Annotated in this window: 8 protein-coding genes and 1 pseudogene; 8 read left to right on the top strand and 1 reads right to left on the bottom strand. The window is 70.6% G+C overall.

Features of this window, described 5'->3' with window-relative positions:
* Positions 1-278 (bottom strand): annotated as a pseudogene (locus CF68_RS00765) (hypothetical protein); the annotation flags it as partial.
* A gap of 343 nt (positions 279-621) precedes the next feature.
* Between CF68_RS00765 and CF68_RS00760 the strand changes: the two are divergent.
* The 8 genes from CF68_RS00760 (at position 622) to treY (ending at position 21,724) form a co-directional block, all read left to right on the top strand.
* Complete coding sequence (locus CF68_RS00760; RefSeq protein WP_035815320.1) at positions 622-4,038, top strand: alpha-1,4-glucan--maltose-1-phosphate maltosyltransferase; 3,417 nt, start codon at positions 622-624, stop codon at positions 4,036-4,038.
* 21 nt (positions 4,039-4,059) lie between these two features.
* A complete protein-coding gene (gene treS, locus CF68_RS00755) occupies positions 4,060-7,419 on the top strand; it encodes a maltose alpha-D-glucosyltransferase (protein ID WP_035815316.1) in 3,360 nt (1,119 codons plus the stop codon).
* Positions 7,416-9,686, top strand: coding sequence for a 1,4-alpha-glucan branching protein GlgB (glgB, locus tag CF68_RS00750; protein WP_035815313.1), 2,271 nt, complete (start codon positions 7,416-7,418; stop codon positions 9,684-9,686). The genes treS and glgB overlap by 4 nt, the downstream gene beginning before the upstream one ends.
* Positions 9,683-11,917, top strand: a complete 2,235-nt coding sequence (glgX, locus tag CF68_RS00745) for a glycogen debranching protein GlgX (protein ID WP_035815310.1) — start codon at positions 9,683-9,685, stop codon at positions 11,915-11,917. The genes glgB and glgX overlap by 4 nt, the downstream gene beginning before the upstream one ends.
* Positions 11,914-14,163, top strand: coding sequence for a 4-alpha-glucanotransferase (gene malQ / locus CF68_RS00740; RefSeq protein ID WP_035815307.1), 2,250 nt, complete (start codon positions 11,914-11,916; stop codon positions 14,161-14,163). The genes glgX and malQ overlap by 4 nt, the downstream gene beginning before the upstream one ends.
* A 110-nt stretch (positions 14,164-14,273) precedes the next feature.
* Positions 14,274-16,808: a glycogen/starch/alpha-glucan phosphorylase gene (locus tag CF68_RS00735; RefSeq protein ID WP_035815304.1), complete on the top strand. Its 2,535-nt coding sequence runs from the start codon at positions 14,274-14,276 to the stop codon at positions 16,806-16,808.
* Between the two features lie 225 nt (positions 16,809-17,033).
* Positions 17,034-19,040: a malto-oligosyltrehalose trehalohydrolase gene (gene treZ / locus CF68_RS00730; protein WP_035815301.1), complete on the top strand. Its 2,007-nt coding sequence runs from the start codon at positions 17,034-17,036 to the stop codon at positions 19,038-19,040.
* The gene (treY, locus tag CF68_RS00725; protein ID WP_035815299.1) at positions 19,040-21,724 is read left to right on the top strand and encodes a malto-oligosyltrehalose synthase; all 2,685 of its coding nucleotides are present in this window, start codon (positions 19,040-19,042) and stop codon (positions 21,722-21,724) included. The genes treZ and treY overlap by 1 nt, the downstream gene beginning before the upstream one ends.
* Positions 21,725-21,737 lie beyond the last annotated feature (13 nt).

The following is a 21,737-nucleotide window of genomic DNA, read 5'->3' as shown; positions in this document are numbered from 1 at the left end:
CACCGCGCGCCGCCACTAAGCGCGCGGTGCGAGGCGGGCGGCCATGCCTTGCGGGCCTCGCGCATGCCGCGCAGGTTCATCGCGATCAGCGCCAGCTGCAGGACCACCAGCGCATAGGCGCCGCCGTGCCAGCCCCAGGCAATCCACAGCACGTTGCTGGCAAGGAAGACCCAGAAGCCGGCCCGCCGGCGCGCGGTCCGGCGTGAGCCGACCAGCCAGGTGGCCACCACCGTCACCACCATCGCCGGCCATTGCGCTGCCTCCAGCCACCAGTCCATGCGTCTCCTTCCGCGGTCTTCCCACCGTGCCGGGAACAACACGCGCTGCCAGACAACGGCAAGAAGCGTACCGGCGGGACACCGCGCCCGCATCGGCCCCATTACCCGGCGCGTTCTTTCCATCGGCACGGCGCGCACCGGTAGTTTTTACAAGCAGTAAGGCATCGCGCACATGACATGCCGCGGCGCTTGCCCTTGAGGCGCCTTGGCTAGGCGTGCAATCGGCGACTGGCCGGGCGCGCTGGCACGCACTTCGCATGGCTGTGCCATCCCGCCGGCCGGCCGCGAGGCGCCGGACCGGGATTTTTGTTGCTCCGTCGGAGCGAAACACCGGGAGGATTTTGTGCGGATCTGCCAGATCGACCTGACCGGAACGCCCGATGCCGATGAACACGCGCTCCAGCGCGTGGCGGCACTGGGCTTCGACCACGTACTGATCGGCGGCTGGCCGCACCTGCCCGGCGAAGACGCTTTCGCGGCTTGCGCCCGGCACGGGCTGGCCCCGCTGCTCGACATCTCACTGGACCGCTATGCGGTCGACCACGCCGACGGCGCCGGGCCAGCTCCCGACCCTGGCTGGATCGACAGTGCGGTCCCGGCCTTCGCCCCACACGAGACCGACAGCCACATCCCCGGCGCGCGCCTGCGCTGGCATGACCAGCCCGCGGCCGACGCGCTGGTGCAGTGGTGGGCGGCCCGGCTGCGCCAGGCCTGGGCGTCCGGCGCGGCGGGCTTCTGCTGCCGTGCGCCGGCACGCGTGCCCGGCCGGCATTGGGCCGCGCTGACCGGCACGCTGCGCGGCGATGCGGTGCCGGCACAGGCGCGCGGTGCACCGTGCTTCCTGGCGTGGACGCCGGGACTGACACCGGCGCAACTGGATGACCTGGCGCCGGCCGGGTTCGACGGCGCGTTCTGCTCGCTGCCGTGGTGGGATTTCCGCAGCCCCTGGCTGACCGAGGAAATCGCCCGGCTGCGCCCCTTTGGCCGGGTGCTGGCCGCCCCCGCGCTGGCGCCGGCAAGCCATGACGCGCTCAGCGCGCGGCGTGCGCTATGGACCGCGGCGGCGATCGGCGACGGCATCCTGGTGCCGGCCGGCTTCGAGACCGGCGGCGCGCTGGCACGCGACCCGCTGGCAGCGGCTGGCGCCGCGCATCAGGGCGCGCCGTACGACATCACCCATGAGCTGCTGGAAACCAATACCTGGCTGGCTGCGCGCGATCCGGCACCGGCACTGGCCGTGCGCCTGCTGAGCGGACCCGACGCGCCGCTGACAGTGCTGGCACGGCTGCCCGTGCCGGACGGCGCCTGCGTCCCGCCCGACGCGGCCCGCGACCGTAGCGACCCTGCGGTACCGGACGGCGCTCCCGCCCTGGCAGTGGTGCTCAATCCGGACCCCGCGGCGCCCGGCACGCTGGGCGCCGACCGCGTGCTGAGCGCGCTGCCGCACGCCAGCGCGCACCTGGAATCGTCACTGGGCGGCCCGGGCGGGACTGTCGATGCCAACCACCGGCTCGATGCACTGGCCAGCATCACGCTGGCGCCCGCCGACATCCGCCTCTATGAAGCGCCACCAGTGCCCCTGACGCGGCCCGGCACGCCGGCGGCCGACGCGCGCGCGCCGCACGGCCATGAAACACTTGCCGCCACCGGCCTGGGCAGCGTGGTGGCGGCGATGGAGGCCCCGCGGATCGCCATCGAGCACGTCGAACCCGCCTGCAACGAAGGCCGCTTCGCCGTGCGGCGCGTGGTGGGCGAGCGCGTGACCGTCACTGCCGATATCTGGATGGACGGCCACGACAAGCTTGCCGCCGCGGTGTTGTGGCGTGCGCCGGGCGAGACTGGCTGGCACGAAGCGCCGATGCAGCCCGTGATCAACGACCGCTGGGAAGGCAGCTTCCCGCTGGTGGCGCTGGGCCGGCATGAATTCACGGTCGAGGCCTGGCGCGACACCTTCGCCAGCTGGCTCGACGAGATCGGCAAGAAGCGCGCGGCCGGCCTCAACGTGGCGCTGGAGATCGAGGAAGGCGCGCGGCTGGTGGCCGATGCGCTGCTGCAGCCTGCCAGGAACGGGAAGCAGGGCAATGGCGGGAAGAGAAGCCGGACGGCAACCGCGGACACGGAGCTCTCAGCCATCGTCGACGAACTGATCACCGCTGCCGGCGATGACGCTCGCCGGCAGGAGATCCTGCTGTCGCCACGCACCGCGGCCGCGATGCAGGCGGTGATGGCAACCCCGGCGGGGCGCCCGTTTGCCTCGCGTCATCCGGTGGCCATGCCGGTCGAGGCCGATCGCCTGGCCGCGCGCTACGCCAGCTGGTACGAGCTGTTCCCGCGTTCGCAAAGCAACGACGAGACCCGCCACGGCACCTTCGACGATGTCATCGCCAGGCTGCCCGCGATTCGCGCGATGGGCTTCGACGTGCTCTACTTCACGCCGATCCACCCGATCGGCCGCACCCACCGCAAGGGCCGCAACAACAGCCTGCGTGCCGAGCCGGGCGATCACGGCAGCCCCTACGCCATCGGCGGCAAGGAAGGCGGCCACGATGCGCTGCATCCCGAGCTCGGCACCTTCGAAGACTTCCGCCGCCTGCGCGACGCGGCGGCCAGGCATGGCCTGGAGCTGGCACTGGACTTCGCCATCCAGTGCTCGCCCGACCATCCGTGGTTGAGGGACCACCCCGAATGGTTCGCACACCGCCCCGACGGTTCGCTGCGCTATGCCGAGAACCCGCCCAAGAAATACGAGGACATCGTCAACGTCGATTTCTACGCCGCGCCGCCCGCGGGCGCCGCGCTATGGCAGGCCCTGCGCGACGTGGTGATGTTCTGGGCCGACCAGGGCGTGCGCATCTTCCGCGTCGACAACCCGCACACCAAGCCGCTGCCGTTCTGGGAGTGGATGATCGCCGACGTGCGCGCGCGCCACCCCGACACCATCTTCCTGGCCGAGGCCTTCACCCGGCCGAAGATGATGGCGCGGCTGGCCAAGCTGGGCTTCAGCCAGTCGTACACGTACTTCACCTGGCGCAATGTCAAGTGGGAGCTGACCGAATACCTGACCGAGCTGACCCAAAGCCCGCTGCGCGACTTCTTCCGGCCGCACTTCTTCGTCAACACACCTGACATCAACCCCTACTTCCTGCACCAGGGCGGGCGCCCCGCGTTCCTGATCCGCGCGGCGCTGGCCACGCTGCTGTCGGGGCTGTGGGGCATGTACAGCGGCTTCGAGCTGTGCGAGAGCGCGCCCTTTGTGCTGAACGGCAAGGTGCGCGAGGAATACCTCGATTCCGAGAAATACCAGCTGCGCGTGCGCGACTGGCAGCAGCCCGGCAATATCGTTGCGGAGATCTCACGGCTCAACGAGATCCGCGCCGGGCACCCGGCGCTGCAGAACCACCTGGGGCTGCGCTTCTACCACGCCGGCAGCGACGCGGTGCTGTGGTTCGCGCGCTTCATGCCGGGCACCGACTACCTGTTCGGCGACGACGTGCTGCTGGTGGCGATCAACCTGGACCCGCGCACGGCGCACGAGACCGATATCGAAATCCCGTTGTGGGAATGGGGGCTGCCCGACCAGGCCGGCCTGGCGGTGCACGACCTGATGCACGGCCGGCGCTTCGAGCTGCGCGGCAAGCACCAGCGCATCCGGCTCGATCCGGCGCAACTGCCCTTCACGGTCTGGCATGTGCGCCCGCTGGAGCGTCCCGCCCCCCGCCCACCCGCAGCGCCGGCCTCGACCGACCCGCACGGCGCCTGACAGGCATACGTGGAGACACGGATGAAACGCCTTACCGAAACCGGCAGTGCCGCCCTGCTCAACGCCGATCCGCTCTGGTACAAGGACGCGGTCATCTACCAGCTCCACATCAAGTCCTTCTACGACGCCAACGGCGACGGCGTGGGCGATTTTGCCGGGCTGCTGGCCAAGCTCGACTACCTGGTCAACCTGGGCGTGGACACCGTCTGGCTGCTGCCGTTCTACCCGTCGCCGCGACGCGACGACGGCTACGACATCGCCGACTACCGCAACGTCCACCCCGACTACGGCACGCTGGCCGAGGCGCGCCGCTTTATCGCCGCGGCGCACGCGCGCGGGCTGCGCGTGATCACCGAGCTGGTGATCAACCACACCTCCGACCAGCACCCGTGGTTCCAGCGTGCGCGCAACGCCAAGCCCGGCTCGGCGGCGCGGCGCTACTACGTGTGGTCGGACCATGACCAGGCCTACGCCGGCACCCGCATCATCTTCTGCGACACCGAGAAGTCCAACTGGAGCTGGGACCCGGTGGCGGGCGCCTACTTCTGGCACCGCTTCTACTCGCACCAGCCGGACCTGAACTTCGACAACCCGCAGGTGCTCAACGAGGTGCTGTCGGTAATGCGCTACTGGCTCGACATGGGCGTCGACGGGCTGCGCCTGGACGCTGTGCCCTACCTGGTCGAGCGCGAGGGCACCAGCAACGAGAACCTGCCCGAGACCCATGCCGTCATCCGCCATATCCGCGCCCACCTGGACGCGCGCTTCCCCGGCCGCATGCTGCTGGCAGAAGCCAATATGTGGCCGGAGGACGCGCAGCAGTACTTCGGCCTGACCGGGCCCGAGCCGGAGGGCGACGAATGCCACATGGCCTTCCATTTCCCGCTGATGCCGCGCATGTACATGGCGATCGCGCGTGAAGACCGTTTCCCGATCACCGACATCATGCGCCAGACGCCGGAGGTGCCGCCCAACTGCCAGTGGGCCATCTTCCTGCGCAACCATGACGAGCTGACGCTGGAGATGGTGACCAGCAGCGAGCGCGACTACCTGTGGGAGGTCTACGCCACCGACCGGCGTGCGCGCATCAACCTGGGCATCCGCCGCCGCCTGGCGCCGCTGATGGAGCGCGACCGCCGCCGCATCGAGCTGATGAACAGCCTGCTGTTCTCGATGCCGGGCACGCCGGTGATCTACTACGGCGACGAGATCGGCATGGGCGACAACATCCACCTGGGCGACCGCGACGGCGTGCGCACGCCGATGCAGTGGTCGCCCGACCGCAACGGCGGCTTCTCGCACGCCGACCCCGAGCGCCTGGTGCTGCCGCCGCTGCAAGGCCCGCTATATGGCTACGAGGCCGTCAACGTCGAGGCACAGGCGCGCGACCCGCATTCGCTGCTGAACTGGATGCGGCGCATGCTGGCGCTGCGGCGCAAGCACCGCGCCTTTGGCCGCGGCACGCTGCGCTTCCTGTTTCCCGGCAACCGCAAGATCCTGGCCTACCTGCGCGAGTACGAAGACGAGCACATCATGTGTGTGGCCAACCTGTCGCGCGCGCCGCAGGCCGTCGAACTGGACCTGTCCGCCTTCAACGGCCGCGTGCCAGTGGAGATGATGGGCGCCACGCCGTTTCCGGCCATCGGCACGCTGACCTACCTGCTGACGCTGCCGCCTTACGGCTTCTACTGGTTCGTACTCAGTGACGAGGCGCAGCCCCCGTCGTGGCACGTGGAAGCACCCGAGCAGATGCCGGACCAGATCACCCTGGTTTTGCAGAACACGAGCCGGCCGGAGCTGACCGACGCCTCGCGCCGCATCATGGCCAGCGACGTGCTGCCGCACTACATCGGCCGGCGCCGCTGGTTCGGCGCCAAGCATGAGCGCATCGAGCGCATCGACCTGGCCTATGTGCTGCCATTTGCGCGCGGCAGCAGCGGCGAAGATGTCTACCTGGCCGAGGTCGAGGTGGTCCTGCCTGGCCGCACCGAACGCTACCAGCTGCCGCTGGGCATCATGTGGGACCGGGAGAGCGCCGACAGCGTGTCGCAGCTGGCACATGGCCTGTCGATGGCGCGCGTGCGCCAGGGCAGCCGCGTGGGGCTGGCCACCGACGGTTTCGTGGTCGAGCCCTTTGCGCGCGAGGTGGTGCGCGCGCTGCGCGATGACGTGCAGATGCATGCCGGCAACGACATCATCCACTTCCGCGCCGAACCCGGCCTGGCCGCGCTGGAACTGGAGCGCGACCCGATCGAATACATGTCGGCCGAGCAGTCCAACAGCTCGCTGTCCTACAACAACACCGCCGTGCTCAAAATGGTGCGCCGGGTCTCTGGCGGCATCCACCCCGAGGCCGAGATGACGCGCTACCTGACCGCACAGGGCTATGCGCACGCGGCGCCGCTGCTGGGCGAGGTGGTGCGCACCGGCCCGGATGGCGTGCCGCATACGCTGATGCTGCTGCAGGGCTATGTCCTGAACCAGGGCAATGGCTGGGACTGGACCCTGGACTACCTGGGCCGCGCCATCGATGACGCGCTGCCCTCGCAGGAGAGCGAGGACGAGTTTGCCGAGGCCATGAACGGCTATGCCGCGCTGGCTGGCACGCTCGGCCGCCGGCTGGCCGAGCTCCATGCGGTGCTGGCACGGCCCAGCGGCGACGACGCCTTCGCGCCGTTGCCGGCCACCGCAGGCGATGCGCGCGCGTGGGCCGAGCAAGCCATGCGTGCGCTGCAGCGCGCGCTGACGCGGCTTGAGCCTGCGCCCGCCACCGTGCCGGGACCGGTGCGCCAGGCCTTCGAGGCCGACGTGCAGACCCTGGTGGCCGCGCGCGACGCGCTGCCCGCTCTGGTCGAACAGCTCGCCGCTGCCGCGCCGGGCAGCCTGCAGACGCGCATCCACGGCGACTTCCACCTGGGCCAGGTGCTGATTGCGCAGAACGACACCTACCTGGTCGACTTCGAAGGCGAGCCCGGCCTGCCGCTGGACTGGCGCCGGCGCAAGACCTCGCCGCTGCGCGATGTGGCCGGGCTGCTACGCTCGCTGGACTACGCCGCGGCCACGGTCGGCACCGACCGCCAGGAGCGCACCCACAGCGAACTGCCGCCGCAACTGGCCGAACGCCGCGCGGTGCTGCTGGAGCGCTTCCGTAGCACCGCCAGCGAAGCCTTCCTGAACTGCTACCACCTGCACATGCAGGACTCGGGCACACCCTGGGCCGCGCCCGGCCAGCTGCAGCCATTGCTGGACCTGTTCCTGCTGGAACGGGCGGCCTATGAGGTCGACTACGAAGCCGCCAACCGCGTGGCATGGATCGACCTGCCGGTCAGCGGCCTGGCGCGCCTGCTGCGCAAGCTGCTGGCGCCGGGAGACCAGCCATGACCCCCGCCCATGGCACGCAGCCCGGCATGCTGCCGGGCCACGAGCTCGAGGCCTTGCTTGGTGCCCGCCATCATGACCCGTTTGCCGTGCTGGGCCCGCACCCTGACGGCGACAGCACGCTGGTGCGCGCCTGCCTGCCAGGGGCGGCGTCGGTGCAGCTGACCGATGCGGGCGGCACGCCACTGGCAGAGATGGCGCGGCTGCATGGCGGCGGCGTCTTCGCCGCGCGGCTGCCGCGCGAATACAAGGGCAGTGCGCCCGATTACCGGCTGCGCGTGCAATGGTCCGACGGCACCGGGCAGTGCAGCGCCGACCCTTACGCCTTTGGCCTCCTGCTGGGCGAGCTGGACCTGCACCTGATCGCCGAGGGCCGCCACTTCGAGCTGGGCGCCTGCCTGGGCGCGCAGTGGCAGCGCGTGGACGGCATTGACGGCGTGCGCTTTGCCGTGTGGGCGCCGAACGCGCAGCGGGTCTCGGTGATCGCTGACTTCAACGGCTGGCACCCGGCGCGGCACCCGATGCGGCTGCGCCACCCCAGCGGCATCTGGGAGCTGTTCATCCCCGCCGCGCTGGGCGCGCAGCCCGGCAGCCGCTACAAGTACGACCTGCTCGACCCGCACGGCACCGAGCTGCCGGACAAGGCCGACCCGCTCGCGCTGGCCACCGAGGCGCCCCCCGCCACCGCCTCGGTGGTGGCCGGACCGGACCAGGGCGCGCCCCCCTTCGCCTGGCATGACGCCGACTGGATGGCGCGCCGCGGCGGCGCCGATCCCTATGCCGCGCCGATGTCCGTCTATGAAATCCATGCCCTGTCATGGCTGCAGGCGGCCAACGACCCGCAGCGCGGCTGGGAAATCCTGGCCGAGAGGCTGGTGCCGTACGTGCAGGAACTGGGCTTTACCCATATCGAGCTGCTGCCCATCACCGAGCACCCGTTTGGCGGCTCCTGGGGCTACCAGCCGCTGTCGCTGTACGCGCCCACCGCGCGGCTGGGGCCGCCGCAGGCCTTCGCCGCGTTTATCGACCGCTGCCACCAGGCCGGCATCGGCGTGATCCTGGACTGGGTGCCCGCGCACTTCCCGACCGATCCGCACGGGCTGGCGCGCTTCGATGGCACCGCGCTGTATGAGCACAAGGACCCGCGCGAAGGCTTCCACCAGGACTGGAACACCCTGATCTACAACCTCGGCCGCAACGAGGTGCGCGGCTTCCTGCTGGCCGGCGCGCTGCACTGGCTGGAGCACTTCCACGCCGACGGCCTGCGCGTGGACGCGGTGGCATCCATGCTCTACCGCGACTACAGCCGCGAGCCCGGCCAGTGGGTGCCGAACCGCTTCGGCGGCCGCGAAAACCTGGAAGCCGTCGACTTCCTGCGCGAACTGAACGCCGTGGTCCACGAACGCTGCCCCGGTGCGCTGACCATCGCCGAAGAATCCACCGCGTGGCCCGGCGTGACCGCCAGCGTCGCCAGCGGCGGGCTTGGCTTCGACTTCAAGTGGAACATGGGCTGGATGCACGACACGCTGCATTACCTCGGCCACGAGCCCGTCCATCGCGCCTGGCACCACCAGGACATGACCTTCGGGCTGGTCTATGCGTGGTCCGAGGCCTTCGTGCTGCCGCTGTCGCATGACGAGGTGGTGCACGGCAAGGGCTCGATGATCGGCAAGGTGCCCGGCGACGAGTGGCAGCGCTTTGCCGGCCTGCGCGCCTACTACGGCTTCATGTGGGCGCACCCGGGCAAGAAGCTGCTGTTCATGGGCGGCGAGCTGGCGCAGTGGCAGGAATGGAACCACGATGCCGAGCTTGACTGGGCCTTGCTGGACCACCCCATGCACCGCGGCATGCACACGCTGGTGCGCGACCTGAACCGCCTCTACCGGGAGCTGCCCGCGCTGCATGCGCTGGACCACCGCCCCGAAGGCTTCCACTGGGTGGTGGGCGACGACAACCACAACAGCGTGTTCGCGTGGCTGCGCCGCGCGGGCCCTTACAGCCGCGAGGTGGTGCTGGTGGTGGTCAACATGACCCCGGTGCCGCGCTATGGCTACCGGCTTGGGGTCCCGTACGCCGGCGCCTGGCAGGAATGCCTGAATACCGATGCCGCCGTGTATGGCGGCAGCAACGTCGGCAACGGCGGCGCGGTAGCGGCGGTGGACGTGCCTTCGCACGGGCAGCCGGCTTCGCTCGCGCTGACGCTGCCGCCGCTGGCCACGCTGGTGCTGCGCTTCGATCCAGGTGGCGGCGTCCAGGGCGCATCGACATGAGCCGCCAGTTCGCGGACCGGCTGCTGCCGGGCAAGCCGTATCCTCTGGGAGCCCACTGGGACGGCCTGGGTGTCAATTTCGCGGTGTTCTCGGCGCATGCTGCGCGCATCGACCTGTGCCTGTTCTCCGACAACGGGCGCAAGGAGCTGGCGCGCCTGCGACTGCCGGAATGCACCGACGAGATCTGGCACGGCTACCTGCCCAATGCGGCGCTCGGCACGCTGTACGGTTACCGCGCGCACGGCCCCTACGATCCCGCGCACGGCCACCGCTTCAACCCGCACAAGCTGCTGCTGGACCCGTATGCGCGCCAGTTGAGCGGCCCGGTGCGCTGGTCCGATGCGCTGTTCGGCTACCGCCTGCAAAGTGCGCGCGGCGACCTGACACCAGACCGCCGCGACAGCGCTCCCACCATGCCCAAGGCGGTGGTGGTGGACGAAAGCTTCCACTGGGGCGACGACCGCCCGCCCGCGGTGCCGTGGCCGTCCACCGTCATCTATGAAGCCCACCTGCGCGGCCTGTCGATGCTGCGCGGCGACCTGCTGCCCAACCTGCGCGGTTCCTTCGCCGCACTGTGCGACCCGCGCTTTATCGACCACCTGGTGCAGCTCGGCATCACCACCGTCGAGCTGCTGCCGATCCACGCCATCCTGCAGGACCGCTTCCTGTTGGAACGCGGACTGCGCAACTACTGGGGCTACAACACCATGGCGTACTTCGCGCCCGAGCCCGCCTACCTGGGCACCGGGCAACTGCAGGAATTCAAGGTGGCGATGCGGCGCCTGCACGCCGCCGGCATCGAAGTGATCCTGGACGTGGTCTACAACCATACCTGCGAGGGCAACGAGCTGGGGCCGACGGTGTCGTGGCGCGGGCTGGACAACGCCAGCTACTACCGGCTGGTGCCGGGCGACGAGCGCCACTACATCAACGACACCGGCTGCGGCAATACGCTCAACCTGTCGCATCCGCGCGTGCTGCAGATGGTGATGGACTCGTTGCGCTACTGGGTGCAGTGCTACCACGTCGATGGCTTCCGCTTCGACCTGGGCACCACCCTCGGGCGCGAGGGCAACGGCTTCGATGCGGGCTCCGGCTTTTTCGATGCGCTGATGCAGGATCCGGTGCTGAGCCGAGTCAAGCTGATCTCCGAGCCCTGGGACCTGGGCCCGGGCGGCTACCAGCTCGGCAACCACCCGCCCGGCTTTGCCGAGTGGAACGACAAGTTCCGCGACGTGGCGCGCCGCTTCTGGCGCGGCGACGCCGGCCACCGCGGCGAACTGGCGGCGCGGCTGGCGGCCTCGGCCGACCTCTTCGACCGCCGCCACCGGCGCCCGTGGGCCAGCATCAACTTCATCACCGCGCACGACGGCTTCACGCTGGCCGACCTGGTCAGCTACAGCAGCAAGCACAACGAGGCCAACGGCGAAGACAACCGCGACGGCACCGACGACAACGCCAGCGCCAACTGGAGCCCCGACGGCAGCATCGAAGGCCCCACCGACGACCCCGCCATCCTGGCCTGCCGCGCGCACGTGGCGCAGGCGCTGATGGCCACGCTGCTGCTGTCGCAGGGCACGCCGATGCTGACCGCCGGCGATGAATGGGGCCGTAGCCAGCAAGGCAACAACAACGCCTACTGCCAGGACGACGAGATCTCGTGGCTGGACTGGAAGCAGGCCCAGACGCCCGGCGCGCAGCCGCTGCAGCACATGGTGCGCCGCCTGCTGGCCCTGCGTCGGCGGCTGCACTCCCTGGCCGGCGACCGCTTCGCGCACGGGCGCGAGGAGCCGGCGCAGGGCATTGCCGATATTGCCTGGTTCGATACCGACGGCAAGCCGCCCACCCCCGAGGAATGGGCCGACCCCGAGATCCGCACGCTCGCGCTGCGCCGCGCGGCCGCGCCGCCCCAACCCGAGCGTGCGCAGCTGGGCTCGCTGGCGCAAGACGAAGAGAGCGATGCCGGCGCCGTGCAGGTAACCTTGCTGCTGCTCAACGCCGGCGATGCCGAGGCATCTTTCCTGCTGCCCGAGCCCGCGCTGGCCTGGACGCTGCTGTTCGACAGCAGCCGGCCCGACGCCACCGAGGCCGAACTCGCGGGCGAGGCGGTCGCCGACAGCCAGGCGGTGGCGGGGCACTCGCTGGTGCTGCTGGCGGCCCCGGCCCGCAGCCGCCAGAGCGCGCCCCAGGAAAGCCCGCCCCTGGGCGCGCCACAGGAGGCACAAGCATGAGCCGGCGCGCCACCCGCCACGACGCGCCCACGCCGCTGCATGCGCTGGCGCTGCGCGCAGGCCTGCTGCCCCGGTGGACGGATGCCTGGAACCAGCCCCAGACTGTCTCAGACGCCGCGCTGCTGCGCGTGCTGGACGGCCTGGGCCTGCCCGGCGCCACCACTGGCCAGTGCGAAGCGTCGCGCGCATGGCTTGCCTCCGATGACGCCGCGCATGCACTGCCGCCGCTGGTCACCGCCGAGCGCGGCATGCCGGTGGCGGTGCCGTGGCCGCATACCCTGCCGCAGCGGTCCTACCGGCTGACGCTGGAAGACGGCGCCATCGTCACCGGCACCGCGGTGCGTGGCAACGATGGCAGCGCGCGCGACAGCGACGGCACCATGCTGCTGCCCGCCATCGACGTATGCGGCTACCACCGCCTGGACCTGGGCGATGCGCACACCGTGCTGGCGATCGCGCCGCCGCGCTGCTACGGCGTTGCCGATGCGCTGCGGCACGCCGGCCGCGCGGGCGAACTGACCCGGCCCTGGGGCCTGGCAGTGCAGCTCTACGGCCTGCGCCGTGGCGCGCCCTGCGGCATGGGCGACCTGAGCGCGCTGGCGCAGTGCTGCATCAGCGCGGCCGGCGCCAGCGCCGACGCCGTGGCCATCAACCCGCTGCACGCCGGCTTTGCCGCCCTGCCAGAGCGCTATAGCCCGTATGCGCCATCCAGCCGCCTGTTCCTGAATCCGCTCTATGCCGACCCCGCCGTGCAATTCGGGCAGGCCGCGGTAAACTGGGCCGTCGCCGCGCTCGGCGCGGGCGAGTCGCTGCAAGCACTGGAAGCCCGCAGCGAGATCGACTGGATCAGGCTGACGCCACTGCGCTATGCCATCCTGCGGTGGCTATGGGAGCGCAGCGAAGCGCTGCTGCCGCGCGCGGCGCTCGATGACTGCGCCGCCTTTCGCGCACGCGGCGGCACCGCGTTGCACGCGCACGCCTGCTACGAGGCCATCCAGGCCCGACGGCTGGCCGACAGCGCCAACGGCATGAACCACAACCCCGCGCCTGACTGGCGCTGCTGGCCGGTCACGCTGCGCGCGCCCGGCGATGCCGCCGTGGCGGCCTTTGCACAGGCTCATGCCGATGAGGTCGCCTATCACGCTTTCCTGCAATGGATCGCGGCCGACGGCATGGCACGCGCGCAGCGTGCGGCGCGCAGCGCGGGCATGGCGGTCGGCATCGTCTCCGACCTGGCGGTGGGCGCCGACCCTGGCGGCAGCCAGGCCTGGACGCGGCAACAGGAAATCCTGGCGGGCTTCCATGCCGGCGCGCCGCCGGACCTGTACAACCCGCTCGGGCAGGACTGGGGTGTGGCGGTGTTCTCGCCGCGCGGGCTGCGCCGCCGCGGCTACGCGGCCTTCCTGGAAATGCTGCGCGCCAACCTGGCCCATGCCGGCGGGTTGCGCATCGACCATGTGCTAGGCCTGGCACGCATGTGGCTGGTGCCGGCCGGCGCCCCGGCCAGCGAAGGCGCCTACCTGCGCTATCCGCTGCAGGACATGTTGCGGCTGGTGGCGCTGGAATCATGGCGGCACCGCGCGATCATCATCGGCGAAAACCTTGGCACGGTGCCGCCGGAGCTGAATGCGGCACTGTCGGCGCGTGGCGTGCTGGGCATCGATGTGCTGTGGTTCCAGCGCGAAGAGAGCGCGCCAGCCGATGCGGCCGAGGCAGCTCAGCGGGTGCCCGCCCCTGCGCCCGACACCGTGCCGGCCTTCCTGCCTCCCGCCGCCTGGCCGCCCGATGCCGTCTCCACCACCTCGACGCACGATCTCCCCACAGTCACCGGCTGGTGGGCCGGCCGCGACCTTGCGTGGCGCGACCGGCTGCACCTGCTGGCGCCCGGCGAAACCCTCGCAGCGATGCAGGCCGGCCGTGCGCGCGAGCGCGGCGCGCTATGGCAGGCGCTGTGCGAAGCGGGGCTGTGCAGCGGCGCCGTGCCGGGCCCCGCCCATGCCCCGCTCGATGCCGTGCTGGCGTGGCTGGGCACGGCGCGCACCGCCATGCGCCTGGTGCCGCTGGAGGACCTGCTGGGCGAAGCCGAGCAGCCCAACCTGCCCGGCACCACCAGCGTCCATCCCAACTGGCAGCGCCGGCTCGACGTCGATGTACGTGCGCTGTTCGATACCCCGGCGGTGCAGGCGCGGGCCGACGCCCTGCGCGGCGGCCGGCATGGCGCACGCCATCCGCCGCCACGCGCGTAGCCACGGGTCGCCCGCGAAATGTGCAGCTTGCAAGACCAGCGCCGCGATCTCCCTGCAGGGATTGCTCCATCCACTAAGCTTGACCCACGCACATGCGCAGGAGCCTCGCCATGAAGGAATCTGTCCGGCCCGAGCATGCCGATGACACCCGTACCGCCCTGTCCGGCGCCAGCCTGCGCCGGGCCTTCCTCGACCACGTCTTCCATACCCAGGGCAAGCTGCCCGGCCACGCCAGCCAGAACGACCTCTACCAGGCCGCGGCGCATACCGTGCGCGACCGCCTGGTGCAGCGCTGGATCAGCACCGCCGAAGCCTACCTGGGCCAGCCCTCGCGCACCGTCGCCTACCTGTCGGCGGAATTCCTGATGGGCCCGCACCTGGGCAACAACCTGATCAACCTGGGCATCTTCGACGAGGTGCGCGAGGCCATGGCCGCTGCCGGGCTGGACCTCGACCGCATCCTGGAGCAAGAGGTCGAGCCGGGGCTGGGAAATGGCGGCCTCGGCCGGCTGGCGGCCTGCTTCATGGATTCGCTGGCGACACTGGAAATCCCCGCGCTCGGCTATGGCATCCGCTACGAGTACGGCATCTTCCAGCAGACCATCATCGACGGCATGCAGGTGGAATCCACCGACACCTGGCTGCGCAACGGCAACCCCTGGGAGATCCAGCGCTCGGAGTGGGCGGTGCAGGTGCGCCTGGGCGGCCACACCGAGCACTACACCGACGACCGCGGCCACTACCGCGTACGCTGGGTGCCGGCCAAGACCGTGGTGGGCGTGCCGTTCGACTCGCCGATCCTGGGCTACCGCGTCAATACCGTGAACACCCTGCGGCTGTGGCGCGCAGACGCCACAGAGGCGTTCGACTTCCATACCTTCAACCGCGGCGACTACCTGGGCGCGGTCAGCAAGAAGGTCACTTCCGAGAACCTGACCAAGGTCCTCTACCCCAACGACGAGACCAGCCAGGGCAAGGAGCTGCGGCTGGAGCAGCAATACTTCTTCGTCGCCTGTTCGCTGCAGGACATGCTGCGGCTGCTCGCCGTCGACGGCATCCCGGTGACGCGCTTCCACGAGAAGTTCGCGGTGCAGCTGAACGACACCCACCCGGCCGTGGGCATTGCCGAGCTGATGCGGCTGCTGGTCGACGACCATGACCTGCCCTGGAACGAGGCCTGGCACATCACGCAGAATGCCTTTGCCTACACCAACCACACGCTGCTGCCCGAGGCGCTGGAGCAGTGGCCGCTGCCGCTGTTTGCCCGCGTGCTGCCGCGCCATCTTGAGATCATCCTGGAGATCAACGCGCGCTTGCTGGACGAGGTGCGGATCCGCTTCTACGGCGACGAATCGCGCCTGGCGCGGCTGTCGCTGATCAATGAGCACGGCGAACGGCAGGTGCGCATGGCCAACCTGGCGTGCGTGGGCAGCCACGCCATCAACGGCGTAGCCGAGCTGCACTCACGGCTGATGCGCGAGGACGTGCTCAAGGATTTCTACGAGATGTGGCCGGAGAAGTTCACCAGCATCACCAATGGCGTGACGCCGCGGCGCTGGCTGGCGTTGTCCAATCCGCGCCTGACGCGGCTGGTGTCGGACGCGATCGGCGACGGCTGGATCTCCGACCTGGCGCAGATCCGCGCGCTCGAGCCGTATGCCGAGGACGCGGGCTTTCGCGAACAATGGCATGCCGCGCGGCACCAGAACAAGGTGGCGCTGACCGAGCTGGTCCGCGACACCACCGGCGTGGTGGTGGACCCTTCTTCCATGTTCGACGTGATGGTCAAGCGCATCCACGAATACAAGCGCCAGCACCTGGCGGTGCTGCATGTGATCGCGCTGTACCACCGCATCAAGTCCGACCCCGGCACCGAGATCCAGCCGCGCACCTTCCTGTTCGGCGGCAAGGCGGCACCGGGCTACGCCTATGCCAAGCTGATGATCCGCTTCATCACCTCGGTGGCCGACGTGGTCAACCGCGACCCGCAGGTGCGCGACCGGCTCAAGGTGGTGTTCCTGCCCAACTTCAATGTCACCTACGGGCAGCGCATCTACCCGGCGGCCGACCTGGCCGAGCAGATCTCGCTGGCGGGCAAGGAAGCGTCCGGCACCGGCAACATGAAGTTCGCGATGAATGGCGCACTCAATATCGGCACCATGGACGGCGCCAACATCGAGCTGCGCGAAGCCGTGGGCAACGACAACTTCTTCCCGTTCGGCCTGACCGCGCCGGAGGTCTATGCGCTGCGTGCAAGCGGCTATGACCCTGCCGCCTACTACCACAGCAACCCGCAGCTGCGCGCGGTGATCGACCTGGTCCAGCAAGGCTTCTTCTCGCGCGGCGACCCGGCGCTGTTCCGTCCACTGTTCAACCCGCAGCAGGGGCACGACCCCTACCTGCTGATGGCCGACTTCGCCTCATACATCGAGTGCCAGGAGAAAGTCTCCCAGGCCTTTGCCGAGCCGGCGCGCTGGCAACGCATGTCGGTGCTGTCGTGCGCGCGCTCCGGGCGCTTTTCGTCGGACCGGGCGATCCGCGAGTATTGCGAGCGCATCTGGCACATCGAGCCGGTGCCGGTGCGGCTGCTGCACCGCGCCAGCGGTGCGCCGTGGCAGACTGAATCTCCCGTGCGCGCCGCGTAAGAGGTGTGGCGGGCACTGCGGGCGTGGGCTAGCGCACGTCCGCGGTGCCCTGGTAGTTTCTACAATGGCCCATGTAACAAAGCCCGCGCTGGCGGTTGCCCCGCCAGCATGCGGCCTCGCAAAGCGTTGTTCTGCGGGCATGGAGTTCGCATTGGACCAGCACCGGCCATCCGGCCGGCTCTCCCTTCGCACTTCCCACAGCCGTCCCGAAGCCAGGAGCCGAATTTGCACGCCAACCCGTTCCTTCTCGCCCCCGGCGCCCGCTCCGCCATGCCCAGCCTGGCCCCGCACGACTGCTTTGCGGCGCCCTCTGCCGCCGGGCAGCCAGGCCTGCCCGGCAACGACGATGCTGCGCACGACTACCTGTTCGGGCCGGCCTGGCTGCCGGATGGCCGCGTGCGGTTCCGGCTGTGGGCGCCGGACGCAGCCGAGCAAGGCCAGGCGGTACGGCTGGAGATCGCCGGGCTCGGTCCGGTGCACATGGCGGCCGGCGCCAACGGCTGGTTCGAGGCCATCGTTGCGTGCAGCAAAGGGGCACGCTACTGGTTCCGGCTTGACGACGGCACCACCGTGCCCGACCCGGCCTCGCGCTGGCAGGCCGACGATGTGCACGGGCCCAGCATCGTGCCCGCGCCCGACGCCGCCGGCGCCTTTGCGTGGGCCTGTCCGGACTGGCGCGGGCGCCCCTGGCATGAAGCCATCGTCTATGAGTTGCACGTGGGCCTGTGCGGCGGCTTTATCGGCGCGGCGCAGCAGCTGCCGCGGCTGGCGGCGCTGGGCTTCACCGCGGTCGAGCTGATGCCGGTGGCGGAGTTCCCCGGCGCGCGCAACTGGGGCTATGACGGCGTGCTGCCGTTCGCGCCGGAGTCCGCCTACGGCACCCCGGACGAGCTGCGCACGCTGGTGGACCGCGCCCACCAGCTCGGCATGATGGTGCTGCTGGACGTGGTCTACAACCACTTCGGGCCGGAGGGCAACTACCTGCACCGCTACGCCAGCGCGTTCTTCCGCGCAGACCGGCAGACCCCGTGGGGGCCGGCCATCGATTTCCGCCGGCCGCAGGTGCGGCGCTTCTTCACCGAGAACGCGCGCTACTGGCTGGAACAGTTCCGCTTCGACGGCCTGCGCCTCGACGCCGTGCACGCGATCGAGGACGAAGGCTGGCTGGCGGCGCTGCCCGGCGAGCTGCGCACCATGCTGGCCGAAGGCGAAGGCGCCAGCCGCCATCTCCACCTGGTACTGGAGAACGACAACAACGATGCCGAACTGCTGGCCAAGGGCTACGACGCACAGTGGAACGATGATGCCCACCATGCCCTGCACGTGCTGCTGACCGGCGAGGGCGACGGCTACTACTGCGACTACACCAGCTGCGCCGATGAGGGCGAGGATGCGGCTGCGGGACGCGGCGAGCCCGCGCTGCGCCACCTTGCGCGCGTGCTCGGCGAAGGCTTTGCCTACCAGGGCGAGCTGTCGGCACACCGCTCTGCCGCCGCGCCGGACGTGCCGCCAAGCGCGGACAGCGTGCGCCGCGGCCAGCCCAGCGCGCACCTGCCGCCCACGGCCTTCGTCTGCTTCCTGCAGAACCACGACCAGACCGGCAACCGCGCACTGGGCGACCGGCTGGCCGGCCTGGCGGACCGTAATGCGCTGCGCGCAGCGGTGGCGCTGCAGCTGCTGTGCCCGCAGGTGCCGCTGGTGTTCATGGGCGAGGAAACCGGCACGCAGCGGCCCTTCCTCTACTTCACCAGCCACCCGCCCGAACTGGCACAGGCCGTGCGCGACGGCCGGCGCCGCGAGTTTGCGGCTTCCGCGGCATTCCGCGACGATGCGCGCGCCGCGGCCATCCCCGACCCCAACGACCCGGCCACCTTCGAGGCGTCGCGCCCCGAGCTGGAGGACGACGGCGACTGGACACCGTACTACCGCGAACTGCTCTCGGTGCGCCGCCGTGAACTGCTGGACCGGCTGGCCGGCTGCCAGTCCGCCGGCGTCGATATCCTGGGCCCGGCCGCGCTCTGCGCACGCTGGCGGCTGATGGACGGCATGGAGCTGAGCCTGTGGCTGAACCTGGGCAGCGAAGCCGTGCCATGCATGCGCCCGTGCCACGACATGAGCGCGGCGCTGCATGAAAGCCTGCCCGGCGCCGCGGCCGAGCTGTCCGCCGGCATGCTGCCGCCGTTGGCCTGCGTCGCCACCGTGTGCGAGCCCGCCGTGGCGCGCGCCAGATAATGCCCGCCGGCTTGCCGGAATCCCTGCCAGGCAGCCATGGCGGCGGCGACCATGACCTGCCGCGCGCCACCGCCCGGCTGCAGCTGCACCCGGGCTTCACCTTTGCCGATGCCGCCGCCGTGGTTGACTACTACGCCGCGCTCGGCGTCAGCCACCTGTACCTGTCGCCAGTGTGCGGTGCGCGCCCGGGCTCCACCCATGGCTACGATGTCACCGACTTCACCCGCGTGCGCGACGAGCTGGGCGGCGAGCCCGGCCTGAAAGCGCTGGCCGGGCGCGCCCGCGCCGCCGGCCTCGGCCTGGTGCTGGACATCGTGCCCAACCACATGGCGGCCGACCCCACCCACAACCACTGGTGGCGCGACGTGCTGACCCACGGACGCGCCAGCCGCTGCGCCGCCAGCTTCGACATCGACTGGACCCCGCGCGACCCGGCCCTGCATGGCAAGGTGCTGCTGCCGATGCTGGGCCAGTCCTACTGGGACACGCTGGTGGCGGGCGAGCTGCAATGGGTGCCTGCAAGCGCAGACGATGCCGCCCACCTGCGCTACTTCGAGCACTCGCTGCCGCTGGCGCCGGGCAGTGTGGATGCCGCAGCCGCAACCCAGCCCGGCTGGTACGACCCCACGCAGGCCGAAGGCCGCACCCGGCTGCACGCACTGCTGGAACGCCAGCACTACCGGCTGGCCTGGTGGCGCACCGCCGCCGCGGCACTGAACTGGCGGCGTTTTTTCGAGATCAGCGATCTCGTCGGCGTGCGCGAGGAAGACCCGCAGGTATTCGACGCCGTCCACGCGCTGGTCTTCCGCCTGCTGCGCGAAGGCTGGATCGACGGCGTGCGTGTCGATCATGTCGACGGCCTGGCCGATCCTGCCGGCTACTGCCGCCGGCTGCGCGCCGAGCTGGACCGGCACGCCGCCGCGCGCCCGCCGTTGCTGCGGCTGGCGCACCCGTGGCTGGTGGTCGAAAAGATCCTGGGTCCGCGCGAACGGCTGGCGCCGGACTGGCAGGTGGATGGCACGACAGGCTACGACTTCATGGACGACGTTGCCGCCGTGCTGCACGACGGCAACGGCGAGGCGCCGCTGGGCGCGCTGTGGGCGTCGGCCAGCGGCGATGCGCGCCCGTATGCCGCCCATGTCGCAGCGGCGCGGCGCCAGGTGCTGGAGCGGCACCTGGTGACCGAGTACGAAGGCGCCGCCGCCTGCCTGCACGACTGCGCGAAGCAGGAGCCTGGCACGCGCGACCTGACACGTGCGGCGCTGCGGCGCGCGCTGGCCGCGCTGATGGCGGCAGTGCCCGTCTACCGCAGCTACTTTGACGCGCAACCCGGCGCGCGCGACGCCTCGGCCGCACAGGCCGACGACGTCATGCTGGACCAGGCCATGCAGGCGGCGCGCACCGGCCTGGCCCCGGACGAGGCCGTGGCACTGGCCTTTATCGACGGCTGCCTGCGCACCCCAGCCCCGCCCGACAGCGAAACCGGCGTGCTGCGCCGCCGCCTGCAGCAACTGATGCCCGCCCTGGCAGCCAAGGCCGGTGAGGACACCGCGTTCTACCGCTACGGGCGGCTGCTGTCGCGCAACGAGGTGGGCAGCGACCCCGGCACGCTGGCGCTGCCGCCGGCGCAGTTCCACGCGCGCATGGCGGCGCGGCGCCAGGCCTGTCCTCATGCCATGCTGGCCACCGCGACCCACGACCACAAGCGCGGCGAGGACACACGCATGCGCCTGGCCGTGCTGAGCGAGATGCCCGACGCCTGGGCCGATGCCGTGGCGGCATGGGAACTCGCCTGCGCACCGCTGCTGTCGACCCTGCCGCAAGCCCCGGACCCCGGCGACCGCCTGATGCTGTACCAGACCCTGGTCGGCGCGTGGCCGATGGAGGACATCGGCAAGCCTGCAGGCAGCAACACCGTCGACGCCTTTCTGGAGCGCGTGTCCGCGTGGCAGCTCAAGGCCATCCGCGAAGCCAAGCGCCATGGCAACTGGACCTGCCCCGATGCAGCCTACGAAGCCGCGTGCGAGGGCTTCCTGCGCGCCATCGCGGCGGACTGGCCGTTGGGTGTGCTGGCGCATATCGGCCAGTTTGCGCAGCACATTGCCGTGGCCGGCGCCGTCAACGGCCTGGCACAGGTGCTGGTGCAGCTGACCGCACCGGGCATCCCCGACCGCTACCAGGGATGCGAAGGCTGGGACCTGAGCCTGGTGGACCCCGACAACCGGCGCCCGCCCGATTTTGCGCAACTGCGCGCACGCCTGGGCTGCAGCGCTGGCTGGGCCCACTGGCTGGCGCACTGGCGCGACGGGCGCATCAAGCAGCAGCTGATACGCCAGGTGCTGGCAGTGCGCCGCGCCCATCCCCGGCTCTTCGCCGACGGGCAATACGGCGTGCTGGCGGCGCAGGGCGAGCTGGTGCCGCAGGTGCTGGCCTTTGCCCGCACCGCGGATGCGCACCAGGCCATCACCGTGGTGACGCGGCTGGCGGCCACGCAGGTCGACCCGACCATGCCGCGCATCCCGCCCGCGGGCTGGGGCGACACCACCCTGACCGTGGGCGCGCCGCAGCCCAGCCGCTGGACCGATGCGCTGACCGGCCATGTGCTGGACGCACCCATGGGCCGGCTGCGCCTGCGCGAGGTGCTGGGCGGCTTGCCGGTGGCGCTGCTGCTGCGCCAGCCGTAAGCGGCCCCGGGGC

The organism is Cupriavidus sp. SK-4 (assembly GCF_000611125.1).
Taxonomy (GTDB): domain Bacteria; phylum Pseudomonadota; class Gammaproteobacteria; order Burkholderiales; family Burkholderiaceae; genus Cupriavidus; species Cupriavidus necator.
Note: the sequence above shows the minus strand (reverse complement) of the source record. Positions and strands in the feature narration are given on the sequence as shown.

Excerpts from the sequence above, each read along its gene's own strand:
- treS (WP_035815316.1), top strand. The coding sequence starts at position 4,060 with ATGAAACGCCTTACCGAAACCGGCAGTGCCGCCCTGCTCAACGCCGAT.
- malQ (WP_035815307.1), top strand. The coding sequence starts at position 11,914 with ATGAGCCGGCGCGCCACCCGCCACGACGCGCCCACGCCGCTGCATGCG.
- glgX (WP_035815310.1), top strand. The coding sequence starts at position 9,683 with ATGAGCCGCCAGTTCGCGGACCGGCTGCTGCCGGGCAAGCCGTATCCT.
- glgB (WP_035815313.1), top strand. The coding sequence starts at position 7,416 with ATGACCCCCGCCCATGGCACGCAGCCCGGCATGCTGCCGGGCCACGAG.
- CF68_RS00735 (WP_035815304.1), top strand. The coding sequence starts at position 14,274 with ATGAAGGAATCTGTCCGGCCCGAGCATGCCGATGACACCCGTACCGCC.
- treY (WP_035815299.1), top strand. The coding sequence starts at position 19,040 with ATGCCCGCCGGCTTGCCGGAATCCCTGCCAGGCAGCCATGGCGGCGGC.